The organism is Acinetobacter johnsonii, from assembly GCF_048551975.1.
Taxonomy (GTDB): Bacteria; Pseudomonadota; Gammaproteobacteria; order Pseudomonadales; family Moraxellaceae; genus Acinetobacter; species Acinetobacter johnsonii_A.
Window position 1 is genome coordinate 1 of the sequence record NZ_JBIMCF010000009.1, and the last position, 20,062, is coordinate 20,062.

The 20,062-nt window shown below is 42.0% G+C and carries 15 protein-coding genes and 5 tRNA genes; 7 read left to right on the top strand and 13 right to left on the bottom strand.

Going from position 1 to position 20,062, the window contains the following annotated elements:
- Window positions 1-123: 123 nt before the first annotated feature.
- The 7 genes from ACG9ZB_RS08930 to ACG9ZB_RS08960 all read right to left on the bottom strand — a co-directional run bounded on the left by ACG9ZB_RS08930 (window position 124) and on the right by ACG9ZB_RS08960 (window position 1,816).
- Window positions 124-200, bottom strand: a tRNA-Asp gene (locus ACG9ZB_RS08930).
- A gap of 13 nt (window positions 201-213) precedes the next feature.
- Window positions 214-289, bottom strand: a tRNA-Val gene (locus ACG9ZB_RS08935).
- 21 nt (window positions 290-310) lie between these two features.
- Window positions 311-387, bottom strand: a tRNA-Asp gene (locus tag ACG9ZB_RS08940).
- A gap of 49 nt (window positions 388-436) precedes the next feature.
- Window positions 437-513: transfer RNA gene (locus ACG9ZB_RS08945), tRNA-Asp, on the bottom strand.
- Window positions 514-538: 25 nt separating this feature from the next.
- Window positions 539-614: transfer RNA gene (locus ACG9ZB_RS08950), tRNA-Val, on the bottom strand.
- A 306-nt stretch (window positions 615-920) separates the two neighbouring features.
- On the bottom strand, window positions 921-1,424 hold the full coding sequence (gene elsL, locus ACG9ZB_RS08955) for a cell wall-recycling L,D-carboxypeptidase ElsL (protein ID WP_419325400.1): 504 nt from the start codon (window positions 1,422-1,424) through the stop codon (window positions 921-923).
- The gene (locus tag ACG9ZB_RS08960) at window positions 1,424-1,816 is read right to left on the bottom strand and encodes a YbaN family protein (RefSeq protein WP_078388416.1); all 393 of its coding nucleotides are present in this window, start codon (window positions 1,814-1,816) and stop codon (window positions 1,424-1,426) included. Before ACG9ZB_RS08960 ends, elsL begins: the two co-directional genes overlap by 1 nt.
- 97 nt (window positions 1,817-1,913) lie before the next feature.
- Here ACG9ZB_RS08960 and ACG9ZB_RS08965 point away from each other — a divergent pair, with 97 nt between their 5' ends.
- From ACG9ZB_RS08965 to dapE, 3 genes are all read left to right on the top strand, one after another.
- Entirely contained in the window at window positions 1,914-2,792 is an 879-nt protein-coding gene (locus ACG9ZB_RS08965) for a DUF1853 family protein (protein WP_419325401.1), read from the top strand.
- Window positions 2,793-2,949: 157 nt separating this feature from the next.
- Window positions 2,950-3,096 (top strand): entericidin A/B family lipoprotein, encoded by a 147-nt coding sequence (locus tag ACG9ZB_RS08970; RefSeq protein WP_010326244.1) that lies wholly within the window; start codon window positions 2,950-2,952, stop codon window positions 3,094-3,096.
- 116 nt (window positions 3,097-3,212) lie between these two features.
- Entirely contained in the window at window positions 3,213-4,346 is a 1,134-nt protein-coding gene (gene dapE / locus ACG9ZB_RS08975; RefSeq protein WP_419325402.1) for a succinyl-diaminopimelate desuccinylase, read from the top strand.
- A 65-nt stretch (window positions 4,347-4,411) separates the two neighbouring features.
- Here the strand turns inward: dapE and ACG9ZB_RS08980 are convergent, their stop codons facing one another.
- The 6 genes from ACG9ZB_RS08980 to pilG form a co-directional block, all read right to left on the bottom strand.
- Window positions 4,412-4,867, bottom strand: a complete 456-nt coding sequence (locus ACG9ZB_RS08980) for a hypothetical protein (RefSeq protein ID WP_419325403.1) — start codon at window positions 4,865-4,867, stop codon at window positions 4,412-4,414.
- 4 nt (window positions 4,868-4,871) lie between these two features.
- Window positions 4,872-9,350 carry an Hpt domain-containing protein gene (locus ACG9ZB_RS08985; protein WP_419325404.1) on the bottom strand — a complete coding sequence of 1,493 codons (4,479 nt, stop codon included), beginning with the start codon at window positions 9,348-9,350 and terminating at the stop codon, window positions 4,872-4,874.
- Between the two features lie 164 nt (window positions 9,351-9,514).
- A complete protein-coding gene (locus ACG9ZB_RS08990) occupies window positions 9,515-11,587 on the bottom strand; it encodes a methyl-accepting chemotaxis protein (protein WP_348927725.1) in 2,073 nt (690 codons plus the stop codon).
- Between the two features lie 50 nt (window positions 11,588-11,637).
- A complete protein-coding gene (locus ACG9ZB_RS08995; protein ID WP_004694490.1) occupies window positions 11,638-12,174 on the bottom strand; it encodes a chemotaxis protein CheW in 537 nt (178 codons plus the stop codon).
- A 5-nt stretch (window positions 12,175-12,179) separates the two neighbouring features.
- A complete protein-coding gene (locus ACG9ZB_RS09000; RefSeq protein ID WP_004694491.1) occupies window positions 12,180-12,548 on the bottom strand; it encodes a response regulator in 369 nt (122 codons plus the stop codon).
- A 28-nt stretch (window positions 12,549-12,576) separates the two neighbouring features.
- Window positions 12,577-12,960 (bottom strand): twitching motility response regulator PilG, encoded by a 384-nt coding sequence (pilG, locus tag ACG9ZB_RS09005; RefSeq protein ID WP_004694493.1) that lies wholly within the window; start codon window positions 12,958-12,960, stop codon window positions 12,577-12,579.
- Between the two features lie 280 nt (window positions 12,961-13,240).
- Between pilG and ACG9ZB_RS09010 the strand changes: the two genes are divergently transcribed.
- The 4 genes from ACG9ZB_RS09010 to ACG9ZB_RS09025 all read left to right on the top strand — a co-directional run bounded on the left by ACG9ZB_RS09010 (window position 13,241) and on the right by ACG9ZB_RS09025 (window position 20,004).
- Entirely contained in the window at window positions 13,241-13,879 is a 639-nt protein-coding gene (locus ACG9ZB_RS09010; protein ID WP_339399950.1) for a hypothetical protein, read from the top strand.
- Between the two features lie 57 nt (window positions 13,880-13,936).
- Entirely contained in the window at window positions 13,937-15,064 is a 1,128-nt protein-coding gene (locus tag ACG9ZB_RS09015) for an efflux RND transporter periplasmic adaptor subunit (RefSeq protein ID WP_419325405.1), read from the top strand.
- A 21-nt stretch (window positions 15,065-15,085) separates the two neighbouring features.
- The gene (locus ACG9ZB_RS09020) at window positions 15,086-18,190 is read left to right on the top strand and encodes an efflux RND transporter permease subunit (protein WP_419325406.1); all 3,105 of its coding nucleotides are present in this window, start codon (window positions 15,086-15,088) and stop codon (window positions 18,188-18,190) included.
- A 95-nt stretch (window positions 18,191-18,285) separates the two neighbouring features.
- Complete coding sequence (locus ACG9ZB_RS09025) at window positions 18,286-20,004, top strand: proline--tRNA ligase (RefSeq protein WP_279701182.1); 1,719 nt, start codon at window positions 18,286-18,288, stop codon at window positions 20,002-20,004.
- Window positions 20,005-20,062 lie beyond the last annotated feature (58 nt).

Genomic DNA, 20,062 nt, shown 5'->3' on the forward strand with positions numbered 1-20,062 from the left:
AACCGCCGACATTCTGCTTGTAAGGCAGACGCTCTACCAACTGAGCTAAGCGCCCTGATTAAGATTGTCAGTCTTAGTTTTCAAATTTAAGCTCAGGAACTTAAATTTAATAGATTCTTTAAATGGCGCAGCGGACGGGGCTCGAACCCGCGACCCCCGGCGTGACAGGCCGGTATTCTAACCAACTGAACTACCGCTGCATCGCAAAAAATCTGGTGGGCGCTGACGGGATCGAACCGCCGACATTCTGCTTGTAAGGCAGACGCTCTACCAACTGAGCTAAGCGCCCTCATTAAGGATTTTGTATAAATGGCGCAGCGGACGGGGCTCGAACCCGCGACCCCCGGCGTGACAGGCCGGTATTCTAACCAACTGAACTACCGCTGCACTTACACAAAGTCACTAATGTGGTACAAACAATATTAAAAATCTTAAGTGGCGCAGCGGACGGGGCTCGAACCCGCGACCCCCGGCGTGACAGGCCGGTATTCTAACCAACTGAACTACCGCTGCACTTAAGATATTTAACGTAAAGGCTTGGTGGGCGCTGACGGGATCGAACCGCCGACATTCTGCTTGTAAGGCAGACGCTCTACCAACTGAGCTAAGCGCCCTTAACGTCTTTATCGTTTGTGAGGTGCATTATAGAGAATCTTTACAGGCTGTCAAACGCTTTTCGGCTTGTTTTCACTTTTTTGCAATCGAGTGATTAAAAAATAGGTCAAATGGTATAAAAACAAGTATTTTCTGTATGTTATTTAACATATTTGCGAAAATTAAAATGATTATTCGCTAAATTTCTTTTCCTCAAAATACACATTTTCTATGATTAATACCCTTCTTCTACTCAATATTCATATTTTAAATTACTGCGTTGAATACTCAATAAAATAAGCTTGCACATTTTTTAACAGCTATTTTTAGAGTTCAAGTTTATATTCGGAAATATAAACCAGCGCATTGCAATCAATTAGTTCAAATAACTCTATGACATCCTTATTACGCATACGAATACAGCCATGCGACATTGGTATCCCCATGGGTTCACTATCTGGTGTTCCATGAATATAGATATAACGTTGATAGGTATCGCAGCCTTCCCCGCGATTGAAGCCTCCTTCTAAACCACTCAGCCATAAAATCCGAGACAAAATCCAGTCCCGTTCAGGAAACTGCTTGGCTAAATCGGTATCGTAAACTTCCCCTGTAGCCTTTCGAGCAATAAAAACGGCATTTTGCGGTTGCTCGGCACCATGTTTCTCAGCAACCCGATGCCAACCTCGCGGCGTTTTACCACTATTTTCAGTTTCGCCAATGCCATTTTTTCCTGACGAGATCAGATAAAATTTATTCTTTTTAGGCAGCGTTAAAGTCTGTTCAGCCAGATCAATCAAGACGTCTGCATCAGCAATTACATAAGACATCAGTTGTCCTCTATTTGTTTTTTATCTATTGATATATTGGGTTCTGGACGTAACCATAACCATATTGCGACAAGCAGCATGGTCGTATTGGTAAATAATTTCACTAAAAATGGTGCATTGGTCAGTAGCATGATCAGTCCACTGATCAACATCATGATACTGGCAAACCATTTTGCTTTACGTGGTACAGTGCCATTGGCACGCCATGCTCTTAACGTTGCACCATATTTAGGATGGTTGAGTAACCAAGCATCCATTTGTGGCCAACCTTTAGATGCAGCCCAAGCGGCCAAAATCAGAAAAACAGTTGTTGGCATACCCGGCAACAGTGCACCGATAAAGCCTAGGATGACAAAGATCACCACTAAACAACGCCAAAACAACGTTTTCATACCGCTTTCCTGAACACCGAATTGCGGTAGTATAAAGTGTTTTTTAAGTTTATCCGTTGTCCTTCTGCATATTTAGCTTCTTTTTTAAGGCACTCACATGCATCTCATTTCACAGCATCAGTTGTTCGAACCTTGGCTCCAATTCAAACATCCATTGGTTCGCCAGTTGGCTTTTGCTGTAGCAAGTCCAAACATTTTGTCTGCGTTGCCGTTAGAGCTCGATATACAACATGCTTTTCATTTCCATCCCTCACAGATCTGGCAACAGCACTTTCAAATCTATTTACCTCGCCTTAAACAGCTCGATCAAGACCCGAAAGAACTTGAAGACTTTATGGCTCAACTGAAAAGTACCCGCCTGGGTCTGCGCTTTGAAATGTTCATGTGGTTTTGGTTATTGGATCATCGCTATCATGCCTATGAATTATTGGGTCATAGTATCCAAATCATTGATGGTGCGCGGACTACGGGTGAGCTGGACTTCTTAGTAAAAAATACCGAAACCAATCAAATCGAGCATTGGGAAGTTGCGTTGAAATATTATTTAGGTGAAACAGATCTGAGCTTAACCACATGGTATGGGTTGAATCGTACTGATACTTTAAACCGAAAATTAAAACACTTTACCCATAAACAGTTTCAATTCCAGCAAGCTTTAGACACAGACATTCAGACGCGCTTTGCCATTTTAAAGGGGCAACTCTTTCTCCCTCTAACAAATGGTTTCACGGCAGTTGATGCTTTAAATCAGTACTGCCTTCCCGATTGGCTCAATCCAGACCGTCGACTAGGTACTTGGGGTAACATAATTCCAAAGGCCGACTTGAATTACTATCGCCTACAACGTCAGGAGTGGATTTGCCCAAATGCTGAAATTAGTAGCCCAAATGCACATTGGTGGACCAATGGTCTGTACTTACAAGATCAAAACAATCAGTTTTATATGTACAGAAATCCAAATTTGATTTTAACTTGATTTTGCAGAGGTTCCTTTATACAAAAATACATAATGCAACATACGCTTACTTATCTCCTGTAAAACCATGCTATTTTTTAAAGTGTTTATTTTTTAATCTTAAACAACATCAGAACAAAATCATTTGATGAATACACTAAAAATTTTGGAGATAGAGATGAAAAAAATTGTTTTAAGTTCACTAGTTATGCTTTTTGTTTTAACAGGCTGTAATACCGTCAAAGGTATGGGTAAAGATGTCTCTTCAGCAGGTAATGCTGTATCACATACCGCTGAAAAAACCCAAGATGAAATCCGCAAGTAGTTAATATTTGCATAAAAACCTTATCAATAGATAAGGTTTTTTTATTGCTAAGTTTCGCATTCCAGAGATTAATCGCCTATTATAGTGCCGACTGTTTTATTGACTTTGAAATGCGCATGACCTCTTCTGCTACTCTCGATTTAAGCCTCCAACTTTTACGTCAGCCGTCGGTTACACCTGTGGACCACAACTGTCAAAATATTATGGCTGAACGCTTAAAAAAAATTGGTTTCAACATTGAGTCTATGCGCTTTGATGATGTTGATAATCTATGGGCACGAAAAGGTACTGAATCACCTGTCTTCTGCTTTGCAGGTCACACCGATGTCGTTCCTACAGGTAATTTAGATGCTTGGAACTCAGACCCATTTGCCCCTGAAATTCGTAATGGCAAGCTTTATGGTCGTGGCAGTGCAGACATGAAAACTGCCTTGGCTGCAATGGTGGTTGCGTCTGAGCGCTTTGTTGCCAAACATCCAAATCATAAAGGCTCAATCGCGTTCCTCATCACCTCAGATGAAGAAGGTCCATCGATCAATGGCACAGTCAAAGTGATCGAAACACTCGAAGCCCGTAATGAAAAAATGAAGTGGTGTTTGGTGGGTGAACCTTCAAGTACCCATCAATTGGGTGATATTGTTAAAAATGGTCGTCGTGGTTCGCTCAATGCAGTACTCACAATCAAAGGAAAACAAGGTCACGTGGCTTATCCACATTTGGCTATTAACCCGATTCACATGGCGTCTAAAGCCGTTGCTGAACTTTGTGATACAGTTTGGGATCAGGGTAACGAATACTTCCCTGCAACGTCTTTCCAAGTGTCAAATATTCAAGCTGGTACAGGGGCAACCAATGTCGTTCCAGGTACCATGACCGTGACTTTCAATTTCCGTTATTCAACTGAATTGACCGCTGAGGAATTAAAAGCACGTGTTTTAGAAATTTTGGATCGTCATGGTTTAGTCTACGACATTAAATGGACACATTCAGGCTTACCATTCCTGACGCCAGTGGGTGAGTTGGTGAATGCAGCTAAAAATGCCATTCGAAATGTGACTGGTGTAGAAACTGAGCTTTCAACTTCAGGCGGAACATCTGATGGTCGCTTTATTGCTCCTACAGGTGCTCAAGTACTTGAACTTGGTGTTCTCAATGCCAGCATCCATCAAATTGATGAGCATGTGAATGTCGCTGATCTTGAACCACTTGCTGAAATTTACGAACAAATTTTAGAAGGCCTTTTGGTATAAGCATTCAAACCCATATAAAAAAGGAACTCAGTTGAGTTCCTTTTTTCTTACATTCAAACTTAAGCTTAAATCCCTAAACTCGCCTGAATTTTATTTAAATTCGGTACATGGTAAGTCTCATCTCCCATACGCACCAACTGGAAAATAGTGGGATCATTCACAGGGCTTTCATCATCAACGATTTCAGAAATACGCAAACGAATTGACTTCGGCATTTCATTACACATCAAAGCAAAGCGCTGAGAAGCATCATCCCCCTCAATCACCAGCGCCACGCCTTCCGTTTGGTCGGGACGGTTGATGGCATAAACAGGCAGATGAAGATCATGCCATTCCACCGTTTTCACTTGCGTATCACTATCGAGTGCAGATAGAACAATATTTTGCGGCAAGAGCATGGGTTTTTTACCATGACACTCAATAATATAAGCATCAATAAAACCAGTCGATACTGTAATCAGATATTGTAATTCTTGCTGACTGATTTGCTCATTCATGCTCTTTGAAACATTTGCGTTCATTTATTTACCCCTGCTTTTCAGCCAATAGTTGCTGAATGTTGGCAAGTAATTCTGCCTCTTGGAATGGTTTGCCCATGTAGTGTGTCACGCCCAAGCTGAAAGCACGCTCACGGTGTTTTTCACCCGTACGCGATGTAATCATAATAATCGGCAAGTTCTGGTGAATTTCGTGGTGACGAACCAAGTTCGTTACTTCGAAACCATCCATACGTGGCATTTCAATATCCAGCAACATCAGGTCTGGTTTAACGCTCTCAAGCTGTTCCATCGCATCGACACCGTCTTTTGCTGTCACAATATCAAAGCCTTGACGCTCTAATAAGCGCGATGTCACCTTACGTACCGTGACCGAGTCATCCACAATCATCACTAAACGACGTGTATCCTGATGGCGACCAAAGTCACGGTGATCAACTGCATGCGTCACACGCTTGGTACTTAAAATCTGACGTGCAATGTTCTGACCATCTAAAATCAAACACACATGTCCATTACCCAAAATCGTTGCTCCAGCAATTGCACCAATGCTGGCAAACTGTTGCCCAACTGGCTTCACTACAATTTGCGCACGTGAACCAATCAACTGATCGACCAATAAGGCAATGGTTTGTCCACTGTTGCCTTTAATCAACAACACCGGCAATGAATGTCCAATATTACTCAAACGCGGAATCGGCTGATTGGATAAAAACTCAGATAAATAGCGCAGTTTATAACTCACACCATCAATTTTGAATTGGTCATCTTTGCTGTGGAAATACTGATCCAATGCTGTTGGAGCAATACGCACAATACGATCAATCTGCGCCAATGGAATCGCATATTGTTGATCACCTGCTTTTACCATCAAGGCATCACTCACCGCTACCGTAGTCGGTACACGAATAATGAAGGTTGTACCGAATCCAATTTCCGATTCAACCGTGACATGTCCACCTAGTGCTTTAATTTCACTTTGTACCACATCAAGACCAACACCACGTCCAGAAATTTGCGTCACTTCTTTGGCTGTACTGAAACCCGGATGGAAAATAAACTGTAAGATTTCCTGTTTATCCAACACTTGATCGGCTTTAATTAAACCTAAGTTTAGCGCTTTCGCTTTAATCGTGCTTTCATCAATACCCTTACCATCATCTTTAAAACTGACGATAACGTCTGTACCTTGACGGCTAATGTTTAGTTCAATTTGGCCTGTCGCTGATTTTTTCGCAGCACTACGTTGTTCCGCATCTTCAATACCGTGGTCAATTGCGTTACGTAGCATATGCTCAAACGGCGTAACCAAACGTTCAAGAATTGTACGGTCCAACTCACCTTCAGTGTTATGAACGACCAATTCCGTTGGACGGTTCAAGGTTGAGGCGGTCTGACGCACAATACGCTGCAAACGAGGTAACATACGTGAGAACGGCACCAAACGTGTCCGCATTAAGCTTTCTTGAATCTCCGCTTGAATACGGGATTGTTGTAATAACAAACCTTCAGCATCACGAATTTTCTCAGCCAAAGTGCTCTTGAAGTCGACCAAATCCGAAGCTGATTCAGCTAAGGATTTAGACAATTGATTAAGCGATGAATATTGGTCCATCTCCAAGGGGTCAAAGTCTGCATAGCGCGAGTTTTCAGAACCGTGCTTGGCAATAATTTGACTTTCAAGCTCTCCTTCCATTCGACGTAACTGATCCGCCAAACGCTTAATTGCAAGCTCCATCTCGTTCAACGTATTGCCGAGTTGACCTAAATCCATCTCGATACGCGAACGGTTAATCGCATTTTCACCTGACAGATCGATCATTTTCTCAACCAAATCAGCTGAGATACGGATCATCTCATTACCACCATCCAAGTGAGTCATTTCTTTCCACTCACCCAGCATTGCTGGCGGCTCAGTACCATCACCCTGCACAAACTCAAAACTTGGTACCGCATTGAGTAAATCAATTTGAGTTACACGCGTCGGTAATTGCGCAATCACATCCACATAATCAATAGATGCTAAGCTATTTTTCAAACCATCATAATTACTAAAATCACGTTTGAAGATGGCTTGTTTTAACCATTCAAATGCGGTTTGCAATAATGGGTCATACACGTTTGAACTGAAATTATGTACAGCAAATTGCTCAAATGTAGTTTCTAGTTCATAAGCAATCGCAGCAACGGGTTCATTCTCCGCCATACGCGCGCCGCCTTTTAAGCTGTGCGCAGCACGTTGCAATTGTAGTAACACACTACGGTCACTACGTTGTTCAGTCCACTGTTTCAGTAAGCCATCCGTAGTCGCTAAAATTTCTTCAGCTTCTTCCAAGAAGGTTTCTTCAACAATTGATAAAAGACTATCTGCTTCTTCAACAGCGCTGACTGCTTCTTCTTGGACAAGTGACGGAATATCCAGCTGTTCAACGACAGTAATGTCAGTGTTATCAACTATACTCGGCTCTTCAATCGCAGTTGCTGACTCAACCGCAGCTGCCTCAGCTTCAATCGTTCTATCTATATTAGATAAAGGTTCTTCAACTGCCGCAACAAACGCTTCAACTAAAGGCTCAGATACTGTAGTTGTAACAGTCGTACCCTCAACTAAGCTCTGAATGTTATGCAGTACATTGATAGTCGCTGTTGCTGGATAATCAACCTTCTCCGTGCGAATGACCTGAATTCGGTCTGCAACATCATCCTGCACTAAGCGAATGATGCTAATCAACTGTGGCGTTGTAGCTATTTGATGACGAATCACACGCTCATAAATAGACTCTAATTCGTGTGCAATCGAACCAATAAAAGGTGCAGAAATCATATTGGCACCACCTTTTAAGGTGTGCAAATAACGCATTAAATTATTGAGTGCCGCGGTATCATTGCCATTTTTAGACCAAGTATTAAGATCCTGATCCATCCCCATCAATAATTCTTCAGCTTCTTCCAAGAAGATATCAAGCAAATCATCATCAAAATCGGTATTGGCTGTATTCGATTGCTTATACTGATGATCCGAGGCAATTTGCTGCGAAATCTGCGCAAGATCAAGGCTTGGTTGTAAAGTATTTCCAGAAACAATAGCCTCAGCAACAGGTTCAACTACCGTCATCGAAGTCGAATAAACATCTTGCTGTACAAAGGCCATTAATTCATTCAGAACTTTATGCACTTCTTCAGTCAGAATGACGCGCTGACCCGCAGCTAAAGTGTCAAATAAATGGATAAATTCTTGATGTGCCTGACCAAATAATTCGTATGCATAATCTACATTGAGTAATTCAGGCTTTACCAGTAAGGCTTGATAACCCGCGTATAGCTCAGAAGTAAAATCATGAATTCCTTGAGCAGCACGGTTATTGGTGAATTCCAGCAATTGTTTTGCTTGTTCACCTAAGTGCTGAATATAGTTTGGATATTCAACTTTAGCCCGCTGATCAAACTCAAACTCGGCATCAAGCAACAGATCAATATTTAACTCGATCAGCTTCGAGACCATACCTTGTGGGTTCAGTTCACCATCTACGTCTTCTATACTGAAACCATAGTTATCCCAAGCCGTAGTGAACGTGGCGTAAATCACGTCAAGCTGTGCGTTCGTACCACGCCCAAGCACATGTAAATAGTCACGTACAAATTCAGCATATTGGGTGAGTAAAGAGATCTCCTTCGAGGTAGAAACAATCTCTTCTTGTACCAATGTTTTAAATAGATTTTCAACTTTTGAGCTGGCATTAAAGACATGCTCAATTTGCGCCATAGACGAACTACCGCGCAATGTATGTAAAGCACGGATTAAACCATTGTAATCTTGTACTTTGGTTTGATCTGCATTTAAGAATTGATCGATAGTCGCTAAATGGTCTTCCGCCTCTTCAATGAAGATCGCTAAAGTTTCTTCAAGTACATCATGCACTTGATCATCCTGCTCAGAAACGTCTGCAACTTGTGGCTCAGGTTCAGCAACTTCGATATCGATCAACTCTAATCCCGTCACGACATCATTACTATTTAGATGATTAGACAGTTGTAGCAACTCTTCTAGAGCAGGTTCTAAACTATGATTTAGTTGTAATTGTTGTCCAATTAAAACCATTGGACGAAGGTCAAGATCAATTTCCTGCACCGCTTTGAATATCGGGTACAGTTTAAATTGATACAGTTTGAATACTGTTTTAGCAAACTTTTGAACCGTTGCCGTAAGCGGTACAGCCCCTGAAATCACACGATTTAAGGTATCTTCAACCGCCCATGCTGTTTCACCTGCTGACTTTGCCCCCACCATACGACCAGAGCCTTTTAAGGTATGGAAGTGACGACGTATGCTCAACAAAGTTTCTTGATGGGTCGGTTCAGCGTACCACTTTTCAAATAATGGATCTAACTCAACGAAGATTTCTTCAATTTCTTCAACAAAAATTTCAAGAATTTCTGCATCTTGATCTAGATAACTATCTTCCGGAAGCGTTGTCGTTTCAACTAAATGTTTTAATATTTCTTTCATAGCTAAGGCTTCTTGCGTTGTCAGCTACCCAAAAAAGGTGCATAAACTTCATTATAACCATCATCCCAAACCACTCTTTTGGCTCAAGCTAATTGAGTTGATGTGTATCCTGATTTGGTATGCAACTCAAGCGATGAGCAGCATACCATCCCCAAAGCAAGTGCTTAATCAGGCAGTTTAAAGTCAGTAACAGACTCACGTAACGCTTCCGCCATGTTCGCAAGTTCAGAGACTGAACGTGCAGTATCGAAAGTCGCAGTGGTGGTTTGTGAGGTAATTTCTTGTACGACATTCATCGTAGTTGCAATATGACCTGCAGACGCGGATTGTAGCTTTGCTGCATCCGAAATGTTTGCAATCAATTTCGCCAAATTACCCGATACGTTTTGAATCTCATCCAGTGCAACACCCGCATCTTTAGATAAGTTCGCACCACGTACAACCTCAGACGTGGTTTGTTCCATCGAAATTACAGCTTCGTTGGTATCGGTCTGAATGGTTTTTACCAATGTTTCAATCTGTTTGGTCGCTGATGCTGAACGTTCAGCTAGACGCTGTACTTCATCCGCAACCACGGCAAAACCACGACCTGCTTCACCTGCCATCGATGCTTGGATCGCTGCGTTTAAAGCCAAGATGTTCGTTTGGTCGGCAATATCGTTAATCAAGGCAACGATGTTACCAATCTCTTGCGAAGATTCACCCAAACGTTTAATACGTTTAGAGGTTTCTTGAATCTGCTCACGAATGATATCCATACCTTCAATTGAACGGTTTACAACATTCGCGCCATTTGCAGCAATTTTTACTGAACGTTCTGCTACCACCGCTGATTCTTCAGCGTTTGAAGATACTTGGTCAATAGACATTGCCATTTCATTAATCGCAGCAGATGCACCCGCAATTTCTTGCGCTTGGTGTTCAGATGCTTCGGCTAACTGGTTGGTAATACCCTGCGTATTTGCCGTATATTGCGCAACCTCTTGAGATGTTTCGGTAATACGCGATACAAGGTCACGTAATTGGTCAATTGCGAAGTTAATCGAGTCGGCAATTGCACCCGTGAAGTCTTCAGATACCGTTGCATATGAACGTAAGTCACCATCTGCAAGATCGGCAATTTCATCCAGTAAACGTAAAATCGCGTTTTGGTTACGGTCATATTCATCTTGTAGGCGAGATACACGTTTTTTATCTGATTCGCCACGAAGTACGAGTAATTTAAATACACAGAATAAGAAAGCAATCAAGGCTAGAATTAAACCTAAGGCAGGAATTGCAATGGCTAAACCTGTACCACCTGACAATTTGTTCAAATTGCTTAACAAAGCATCAGACTGTTCAAAAATCGATGATGACGCTTGGCGTACTTTAACGATTTGTGATGAGTTCTTTAAGACGGTTGCTGCTGCTGACTTCAGTACAGCATCATATTCTGATTGAATACTGGTTAAAGAGTCACGCATTTCAGGGTCATTAATACGCTCTACACCTAAGTCGGCACTGCCATTTAATTGTGCGTTTAAGTATGATGCGAAGGTTTCTGTATCTGAGCTAAAGTCATCCGCAGATTCACGTGAGTTGTCTGAACCCGTCAATACCGAACCAATCGAACGAAGAATACGTTCAGCAATGAATACTTGGTTCTTTGCAATCACGACTTGGTTGGCTGGCACATTTTGACGTGCCATTTGGTCAACCATTAAGTTGTATTCGGCCTGAATCCCTGGAATACTTTCACTAATCGCGATGTTGGTATCGTAAAGCTGGTTAATGATTTTTTGTTGTGATGCAATTAAATCAATATTTTCAGAAACTTTTTTCCACTGCGCATCTACTTCACGCAGTGCATCTGTACTCGCGTGAATATCTTTTACTGTTTCTAAGTTTTCAGCAAAAGACTTTTGTGATTCTGTCAGTTTTTTAATGGCTTCAGGCGTACCTGATGCTGTTGCTTCAGTTGCCTGACGCGAAATCGTTTGTGATAAAAGACGTAATTCACCCAAGCTACGGGTGAATTCGTTATTTCGAGGTACGTTATAGAATAGGTACAACAGTAAGAAAATTGCCAGTACGATACAAAATGCCGCACCCAAAATTAATGGCTTGGACTTTTCACTATCACCAAATACACGTGAAAACTGTTCCGTCTGTGATTGAAGTTTTGCTACTAAAGCATTTCCACCTGAGCGGTTACTGCTTCCATCCGTATTTTTCTTTTTAAGTTTAAAGCCCATGCAGCTTCTCCCCGATTTACGCCCTTATAATTTCGCGCGCGACAATGATATTAATTTATAAATTTTATAGATGCGTTCATATACTTTGGATTGTCTAATAAGCGACTGAATAAGAAAACATGCCATTGTTGGTTATGTTGGTGAAAATACCCTTGGCAATATTCTTTTAAATTCCGATCTAAATCTTCATGTTTAGAAAAGAAACTTTTCTTATTAAAGTGCTGAATCCCCAGAACCTGATCTACAACTAAACCGACATAGTGGTCATTGTGACTAATACAAAGTACTTTTTGAGTCGGCGAATACGCACTACGATGCCCTGATACATAGTGCGCTAAATCAGCAACAGAAAGTAAACGTCCCCGAATATTAGCCAAACCCACAACCCAAGGTTGAGTATTTGGCACTAAGGTATATTTCGGAGGATAAATCACCTCTGCAACTTCACCTAATGGCGCAACGAAATATTGCCCCATCATCTCAAAAGCAATGCCCGACCAGCGGTTTACCTCATTTTCGTTTGAAACGTAGTTTTTATTACCACGTTTAGCAAGTCGAAGTAATTCGATAAATCCATTTGCTGCCATAGAGCTTATCCTGCGTTCAGGTGTTGCTTAATCACATCAATCAGTTGGTTTTCATCAACAGGCTTAGTTAAATAATCACACGCACCTTGACGCTTACCCCATACACGGTCTGTAGCCTGATCTTTAGTACTGACGATCACTACAGGAATGTGTTTTGTTGTTGCGCCACGCGCAATTTGACGAGTTGCTTGGAAGCCATTAACGCCTGGCATCACCACATCCATCAACACAAGATCAGGAAGTTCAGCTTGAGCCATAGTTACACCATCGGCACCATTCGACGCTTCAATCACTTCAAAACCGTGTTTCCCCAAAATTTCTTTAAAGCGGAATGTCTCTGTAGGTGAGTCATCCACAATTAAAATACGCGCCATAATTTTCCCCAATTACACTTACTATTATTTATGCTGAAACGTGATTACGAATCGCATTTAATAATTCATCTTTACTAAACGGCTTTGTTAAATACTCATCTGAACCGACAACACGCCCTTTGGCTTGGTCAAATAGACCATCTTTGCTAGAGAGCATCACGACAGGAATATTTTGATAATTTTGTGAATTTTTGATTAATGCACATGTTTGATAGCCATCTAGTCGTGGCATCATAATGTCGACAAATACGATATCAGGATTGGCTTGAGCAATTTTTGACAATGCGTCAAAACCATCGACTGCAGTCACCACTTCACAACCTTCACGTTGCAATAATGTTTCGGCTGTACGACGAATGGTTTTTGAATCATCAATGACCATTACTTTTAGATTCTGGAATTTATCGTCCATTTAATATGACCCTTCCCATTTTTAGAATGTTTGTAGAAACAGATTCGTAGACGCTTTACAAGTTACGTACACTTTTAACATATATTTACTTATATTTTCAATGAACAGTTTCCGCATAAAACCACACTTCATCTTTTTTTTAAGAACAGTTTCACACTTTCCCATACCCGTCGATTTTTTTTTAACTGATTCTATTTTTTATTCCTAAATTTAGGACTAATATAGCACTATTTATTGCTTGTAAATAAGTAATTTAGTCAACTTTAAACTGGGGGTATCGATGCTTAGGGAGTTTAATCACAAACTTGCTTTGATCGTGAAAAAAAGGATGACTGCGAAAGTCATTTTGTTGGCTTTGCTAAGTTTGCAGACCATCTCGATTATGGCCGATCCACCTAAAGCGGTCTGGTATCGATATTACGACAGTAAAGGCATCGCGAACGTCAGTAGCAATGTCACTCCCAACCATATTCGTTATGGTTATGAAGCACTCGATAGCAACATGCAAGTGATTCAACGGGCTCGACCATACAACGCAGAAAAAGATGCGCAATATGCGCCACAACGCGCAGCTGCGGCCAAGCAACGCGAGTCAGATCTTAAATTAAAACGTGCTTATACCAACAGCCAAGTCGCCACTCAAAAACGCAATACCGCCCTTTCCTATATCTTAAAGCAGATTAAGTTCCAGCAGGATGAATTAAAACAATTACAGAATGACCGTATCGGATTCTTACGCCAAGAAAAAGAGAACATGCGTAAAGGCAAAAGCAATCCGAAACCGCTCCAAGATATGATTGATTATAATTCCAAAAATATTGTGATGAAAAAAGAGCAAATACAGTCGTTACAAAGTCACTATCGTAATACCAAGGCTGAATACGACAGAATTATTGCTCGTTTAAAAACACTTGAATAATCTGCGTTTTATTTACAGTGTGCTGACTTTCGCCGCTAGACCAAAGGATTTGACTCAATGCAGGCTGCACCATTTATAAAAAACAAATTAAGCCGCCAAGTGCTCCCTATTTTTAAACTCAGTCCGCTGTGTTTGTGCTTACTCCTCTCGGCCTGCCAAAAACAAGATGAAGTCACCTCCCCTACTTCGTCTACAGCTAAAATCGAGCTGATAGCACAAGACTTGGTCCAGTTCCAAGAAGGACCTTCCATCCAACGTACAGCCTTTACTGGTACTATTCGAGCCGTCAATCAAAGTTCCATTCAGGCTCAAGTGACAGCGACAGCAACTGCAGTTTCAGTTCAAGTTGGACAAACCGTTCAAAAAGGTCAAGTACTGGTTCGATTAAACAATCAAGATAATGCTGCGCGGCTTGCCCAAGCTCAAGCCAATCTTGCTTCAACCCAAGCCCAAGCCAATCTTGCAAAAAGCATGGTTCAAAGAAAAAAACGTTTACTCGATCAGGGCTTTATTTCTAAAGTGGAATATGAACAAAGCCTTGTAGACTATCAAGCTCAATTAGAAAATGTACGTGCGCAACAAGCCAATGTTGATATAGCCGAAAAGGCGGATCGCGATGGCACTATTTTAAGCCCGATTTCAGGGGTTATTACTCAACGTCAGGTAGAACCTGGACAAACGGTAGCCGCAGGACAAACCCTATTTGAAATTATTGACCCGAGTTATTTAGAAATACAGGCCAAAATTCCAAGCGATCTCCAAGCCGCTTTAAGCTTGGGAGGAAAAATTGAATATCACTTGCAAGGCAATCCTCAAAAGCTAACCGCCAAGCTTACTCGTATTTCCCCGATTGCTGACCCCGCAAGCCGTCAAATTGAGTTTTTTGCTCAGCCAATGGAAAGTATTAATTCATTGAGTATCGGGACCTTTGTAGAAGGCGACATGCTTGGTTCACAGTCCATCACAGGCCAAATTATCCCGCTTGATACCATTCAAGATATACAAAATTCACCTTATGTTTGGGTAATTCGCCACAATAAGATTGAACGTGTTCATATAAAAGTATTGGAACAACGCTATAGCAACAACAGTGCTGTGGTACAGGGACTACAAACAGGCGACCAAATTAGTCGTATAAAGTTTAATGACAAAGATTTGCATCAAATGGTGACAATCAATCCATAAAAATAAGAAAAGGTTGTTGCTATGTGGTTAACCCGTATTAGTGTGAAATATCCTGTTTTTACCATCATGATGATGTTTTGTCTGATGGTTTTAGGCTTAGCCTCTTGGCAAAGAATGGGAGTTGAGGAGTTTCCTGATGTCGATTTCCCCTTCGTCGTGGTTTATACCACCTATCCAGGAGCATCCCCTGAAACAGTTGAATCTGAAATTAGCAAGAAAATGGAAGACCAAATCAATACCATTTCAGGTTTAAAACAGGTCATTTCTCAGTCTAGCGAAGGCTTATCGACCATTATTGCTGAGTTTGATCTCGATGTTTCTTCTGCTATAGCCGCGCAAGATGTCCGCGATAAAATTGCACCAGTCACCGCTGAGTTTCGAGACGAAATTCAAGACCCGATCGTTGAACGTTACGATCCTTCTGCCAATGCCGTGATGTCAATTGTATTTGAATCACAAAACATGTCACTAAAAGAGCTCAGCTCTTATCTGGATCAGCGCATCGTTCCGCAGTTTAGAACCGTTTCTGGTGTCGGGACCGTCAACTTATTGGGTGACGCCAAGCGACAAATTCGCATACAGATTGAACCCCACAAACTACAAAGTTTTGGGATTGGTATTGACCAGATCATCAACACGCTAAAAGCTGAAAATGTCGAGGTTCCGGGTGGAACATTGAAACATGGTAACAGTGAACTCGTGGTCGAGATAAAGTCTAAAGTGATTCATCCTTTAGCCTTCGGCGATTTGGTGATTGCCAATAAAAATGGTGTACCGATTTATTTGCGCCAAGTTGCAAGCATTTCAGACAGCCAAGCCGAACTTGAGTCGAGTGCCTATTTAGATGGTAAAACCGCGGTTGCGATTGATATTTTACGCAGTTCCGATTCAAATGTGATTGATGTAGTCGATGGTGCTTATGAGACCTTAGCAGATATCCAAAAACAGTTACCTGAAGGCACCACAGCAAAAGTCGTGGTAGATTCATCCAAAGGCATTCGTAACAGCATCACCGATGTTGCACGTACCATTATTGAAGGCGCGGCTCTTGCCGTTTTGATTGTCCTGCTGTTTTTAGGCTCGTTCCGTTCCACCGCCATTACAGGCATGACGTTGCCGATTGCTCTTCTTGGCACTCTGACGTTTATTTGGATCTTCGGCTTTAGCATCAATATGATGACCTTACTGGCACTATCACTCAGCATTGGTCTACTGATTGATGATGCGATTGTGGTACGTGAAAATATTGTGCGACATGCAGACATGGGCAAAGACCCTGTCACAGCAGCCCTTGATGGGACCAAAGAAATTGGACTCGCTGTTTTAGCCACTACCTTAACCATTGTTGCGGTGTTTTTACCCGTGGCATTTATGGGCGGTATTATTGGTCGCTTTTTCTATCAGTTTGGCGTAACCGTCAGTACTGCTGTGCTGATTTCAATGTTTGTCAGCTTTACTTTAGATCCCATGCTATCTGCACATTGGGCTGAACAGAAAAATCCACATAAGCCACCCAATCGAGTCAAACGTTTTTTCAATTGGATTTCTAGCAAACTAGATAATCTCAGCCATGGCTATGAGAAATTACTCAAGCTTGCTCTGCGCTTCCGATTCATCACCCTCATGATTGCTGTGGTCTCGCTATTCGGTGCATTAGGCTTATCTAAACTGATTGGAACAGAGTTTGTCCCTGTTCCAGATAAAGGTGAGATTCGGATTAAGTTCGAAACACCTGTCGATGCATCTTTGGAATATTCACAAGCCAAACTGCTGCAAGTCGATAAAATTATTCAGCAGCACCCTGACGTTCGAGCAACTTATGCGGTGATTAATGGCGTTACGGATCGTGGTAAAAATCATGTGAGTATTCGCGTAACCGTTACACCACGCACAGAGCGTAAGAAAAGCTTAACCGACTTAAACAATGAGTTCCGCCAACGCCTACAACAAGTAGGTGGCATTACTGTGACCTCAATTGCCTCGGCAGATGAAACGGTATCGGGCGGACAAAAGCCCGTCATGATTTCCATCAAAGGTCCTGACTTAGCCCAACTCCAGAAGATATCAGACCGCTTTATGGCTGAAATTGCACAAGTCAAAGGCATCGTTGACTTAGAAAGCTCACTTAAAGCCCCTAAACCGACTTTAGGCGTACATATTGATCGGGTCTTAGCCAGCGATTTAGGACTATCGGTCAACCAAATTGCCAATGTCATTCGCCCACTAATTGCAGGCGATGATGTCACCTCATGGCAAGACAACAAAGGCGAAACTTATGACGTTAACCTGCGCCTAACTGAAACTGCACGTGGCTTACCTAGTGATGTACAGAACCTTTACCTCACATCGCAAAAAACGGATGCAAATGGTCAAGCTTTATTGATTCCTCTTTCTAGCGTTGCACATTTAGAAGAAAGTCTGGGGGCATCGCAGATTAATCGTCGCGATCTAGCACGGGAGGTTTTAGTCGAAGCCAACACCGCAGGTCGCCCTGCAGGCGATATTGGTGCAGATATTAAAAAAATTGAAGACAACTTTGATCTTCCTGCAGGTTATAGCTTTGACACGCAAGGTTCAAACAAAGACATGGCTGAATCTGCAGGTTATGCCATGACCGCAATCACCTTATCAATCGTGTTTATTTATATTGTGCTAGGTTCGCAGTTCAATAGCTTTATTCACCCTGCAGCGATTATGGCTTCCCTTCCGTTATCGCTGATAGGAGTATTTTTAGCGCTCTTCTTATTTAACTCCACAATGAACTTGTTTTCTATTATCGGTATTATCATGTTGATGGGTCTGGTGACCAAAAATGCAATTCTATTGATCGATTTCATTAAAAAAGCCATGGATCACGGCGTTGATCGTTATCAAGCGATTATTGATGCGGGTAAAACACGTCTACGCCCTATTTTGATGACTACAAGTGCCATGGTGATGGGCATGGTGCCTCTGGCTTTAGGGTTAGGTGAAGGAGGTGAACAAAGTGCACCGATGGCGCATGCAGTGATCGGCGGTGTGATTACATCGACACTGCTGACCTTGGTAGTGGTTCCTGTGATCTTCACCTATTTAGATGACTTTAAGCACTTTATGCTGCGTCAAGTCCGTAAAATCATGTCATAATAATCGACATTTTTCTGAGGCGGTGTCGACATGCCTCCTCATTTTTTATCGTATAATCTTTGACTTTCAAAGTTTAAAATTTTAGGACAGTTTCCATGCGCGCGAGTCGCTTTTTATTTGCAACGTTAAGAGAAACCCCAAATGACGCAGAAGTGATTTCACATCAACTAATGCTACGTGCTGGGATGATTCGTAAATTGGCTTCAGGTTTATACACTTGGCTGCCGATGGGCGTTCGCGTATTAAATAAAGTTGCAGCGATCGTTCATGAAGAAATGAACAATGCAGGTTCACTCGAAGTCCTGATGCCCGTAACTCAGCCAGCGTCTTTATGGGAAGAATCTGGTCGCTATGTCCAATACGGTCCTGAATTGCTTCGTTTCAAAGACCGGCATGGCAACCCTTTTGTACTTGGTCCTACCCACGAAGAAGTCATTACCGATCTTGCGCGCAATGAACTCAAAAGCTATAAACAATTGCCTGCAAATTTCTATCAAGTACAAACCAAATTCCGTGATGAAATTCGTCCACGTTTTGGTGTAATGCGTTCACGCGAATTTATCATGAAAGATGCTTATTCTTTCCACGCAAACCAAGAATCACTGCAAGAAACCTATGACATCATGTATGGCGCGTACTGTAAAATCTTTAGCCGTTTAGGTTTAGATTTCCGTCCAGTACAAGCCGATACAGGTTCAATTGGTGGTTCAGGCTCACATGAATTCCACGTGTTAGCGTCAAGTGGTGAAGATGATATCGCCTTCTCAACTGAATCTGACTATGCGGCAAATATTGAAATGGCTGAGGCCATTTTAGTCGGTGAACGTGCAGCGCCAACCAAAGCTTTGGAAGTTGTCGACACACCAAATCAAAAAACCATTGCTGATGTCTCTAACTTCTTGAAATCTGATCCTGCACACTCTGTCAAAGCCTTGTTAGTGCAAGGTATTGCAGCCGAAGAAGGCCAAGCAACACCGGTAGTGGCATTGTTCTTACGTGGCGATCATGAGCTAAATGAAATTAAAGCCGAGAAGCATCCGCGCATTGCATCACCATTAACTTTTGCAACAGAAGAACAACTTGCTGCACTGGGTTTAACCGCTGGTTTCTGTGGACCACAAGGCTTGGTAGAAAAAGGCTTAACGGTCATTGTCGACCGTGCTGCATCAGTACTGTCTGACTTTGTTGCGGGTGCAAATGAGGTTGATAAACACGTGACTGGTCTAAACTGGGAACGTGATGCACAGTTCACCGAAGTTTATGACTTACGTAATGTGGTTGAGGGTGATCCATCTCCAGACGGTAAAGGTACGCTGCAAATTAAACGTGGTATCGAAGTGGGGCATATTTTCCAACTCGGTCAAAAGTACTCAGAAGCTTTGGGCTGTAAAGTTCTAGGTGAAGATGGCAAACCATTTACGGTAACCATGGGTTGTTACGGTATTGGTGTAACACGTGTAGTTGCTTCAGCAATTGAGCAAAACTTTGACGAAAAAGGTATTATTTGGCCTACGGCAATTGCACCATTTGAAGTTGCCATTGTGCCTATGAATGCGCATAAGTCTCCACGTACTTTAGAAGCAGCTGAAGCACTATACGCTGAACTTACGGCAGCAGGATATGATGTTTTACTGGATGACCGTAACGAACGTCCAGGCGTAAAATTCTCCGATCTTGAGCTTACAGGTATTCCTCACCGTATTGTGATTGGTGAGAAAGGCTTGGATGCAGGTACTTTTGAATATAAAGGCCGTCGTGATGCTGAATCTGTAAACATTTCTAAAGACGAGTTGTTGGCGAAAATTGCAAAATAATTCATTTTTAGAATAAAAAATCCCGCGTATATCGCGGGATTTTTTATTAGATCATGTA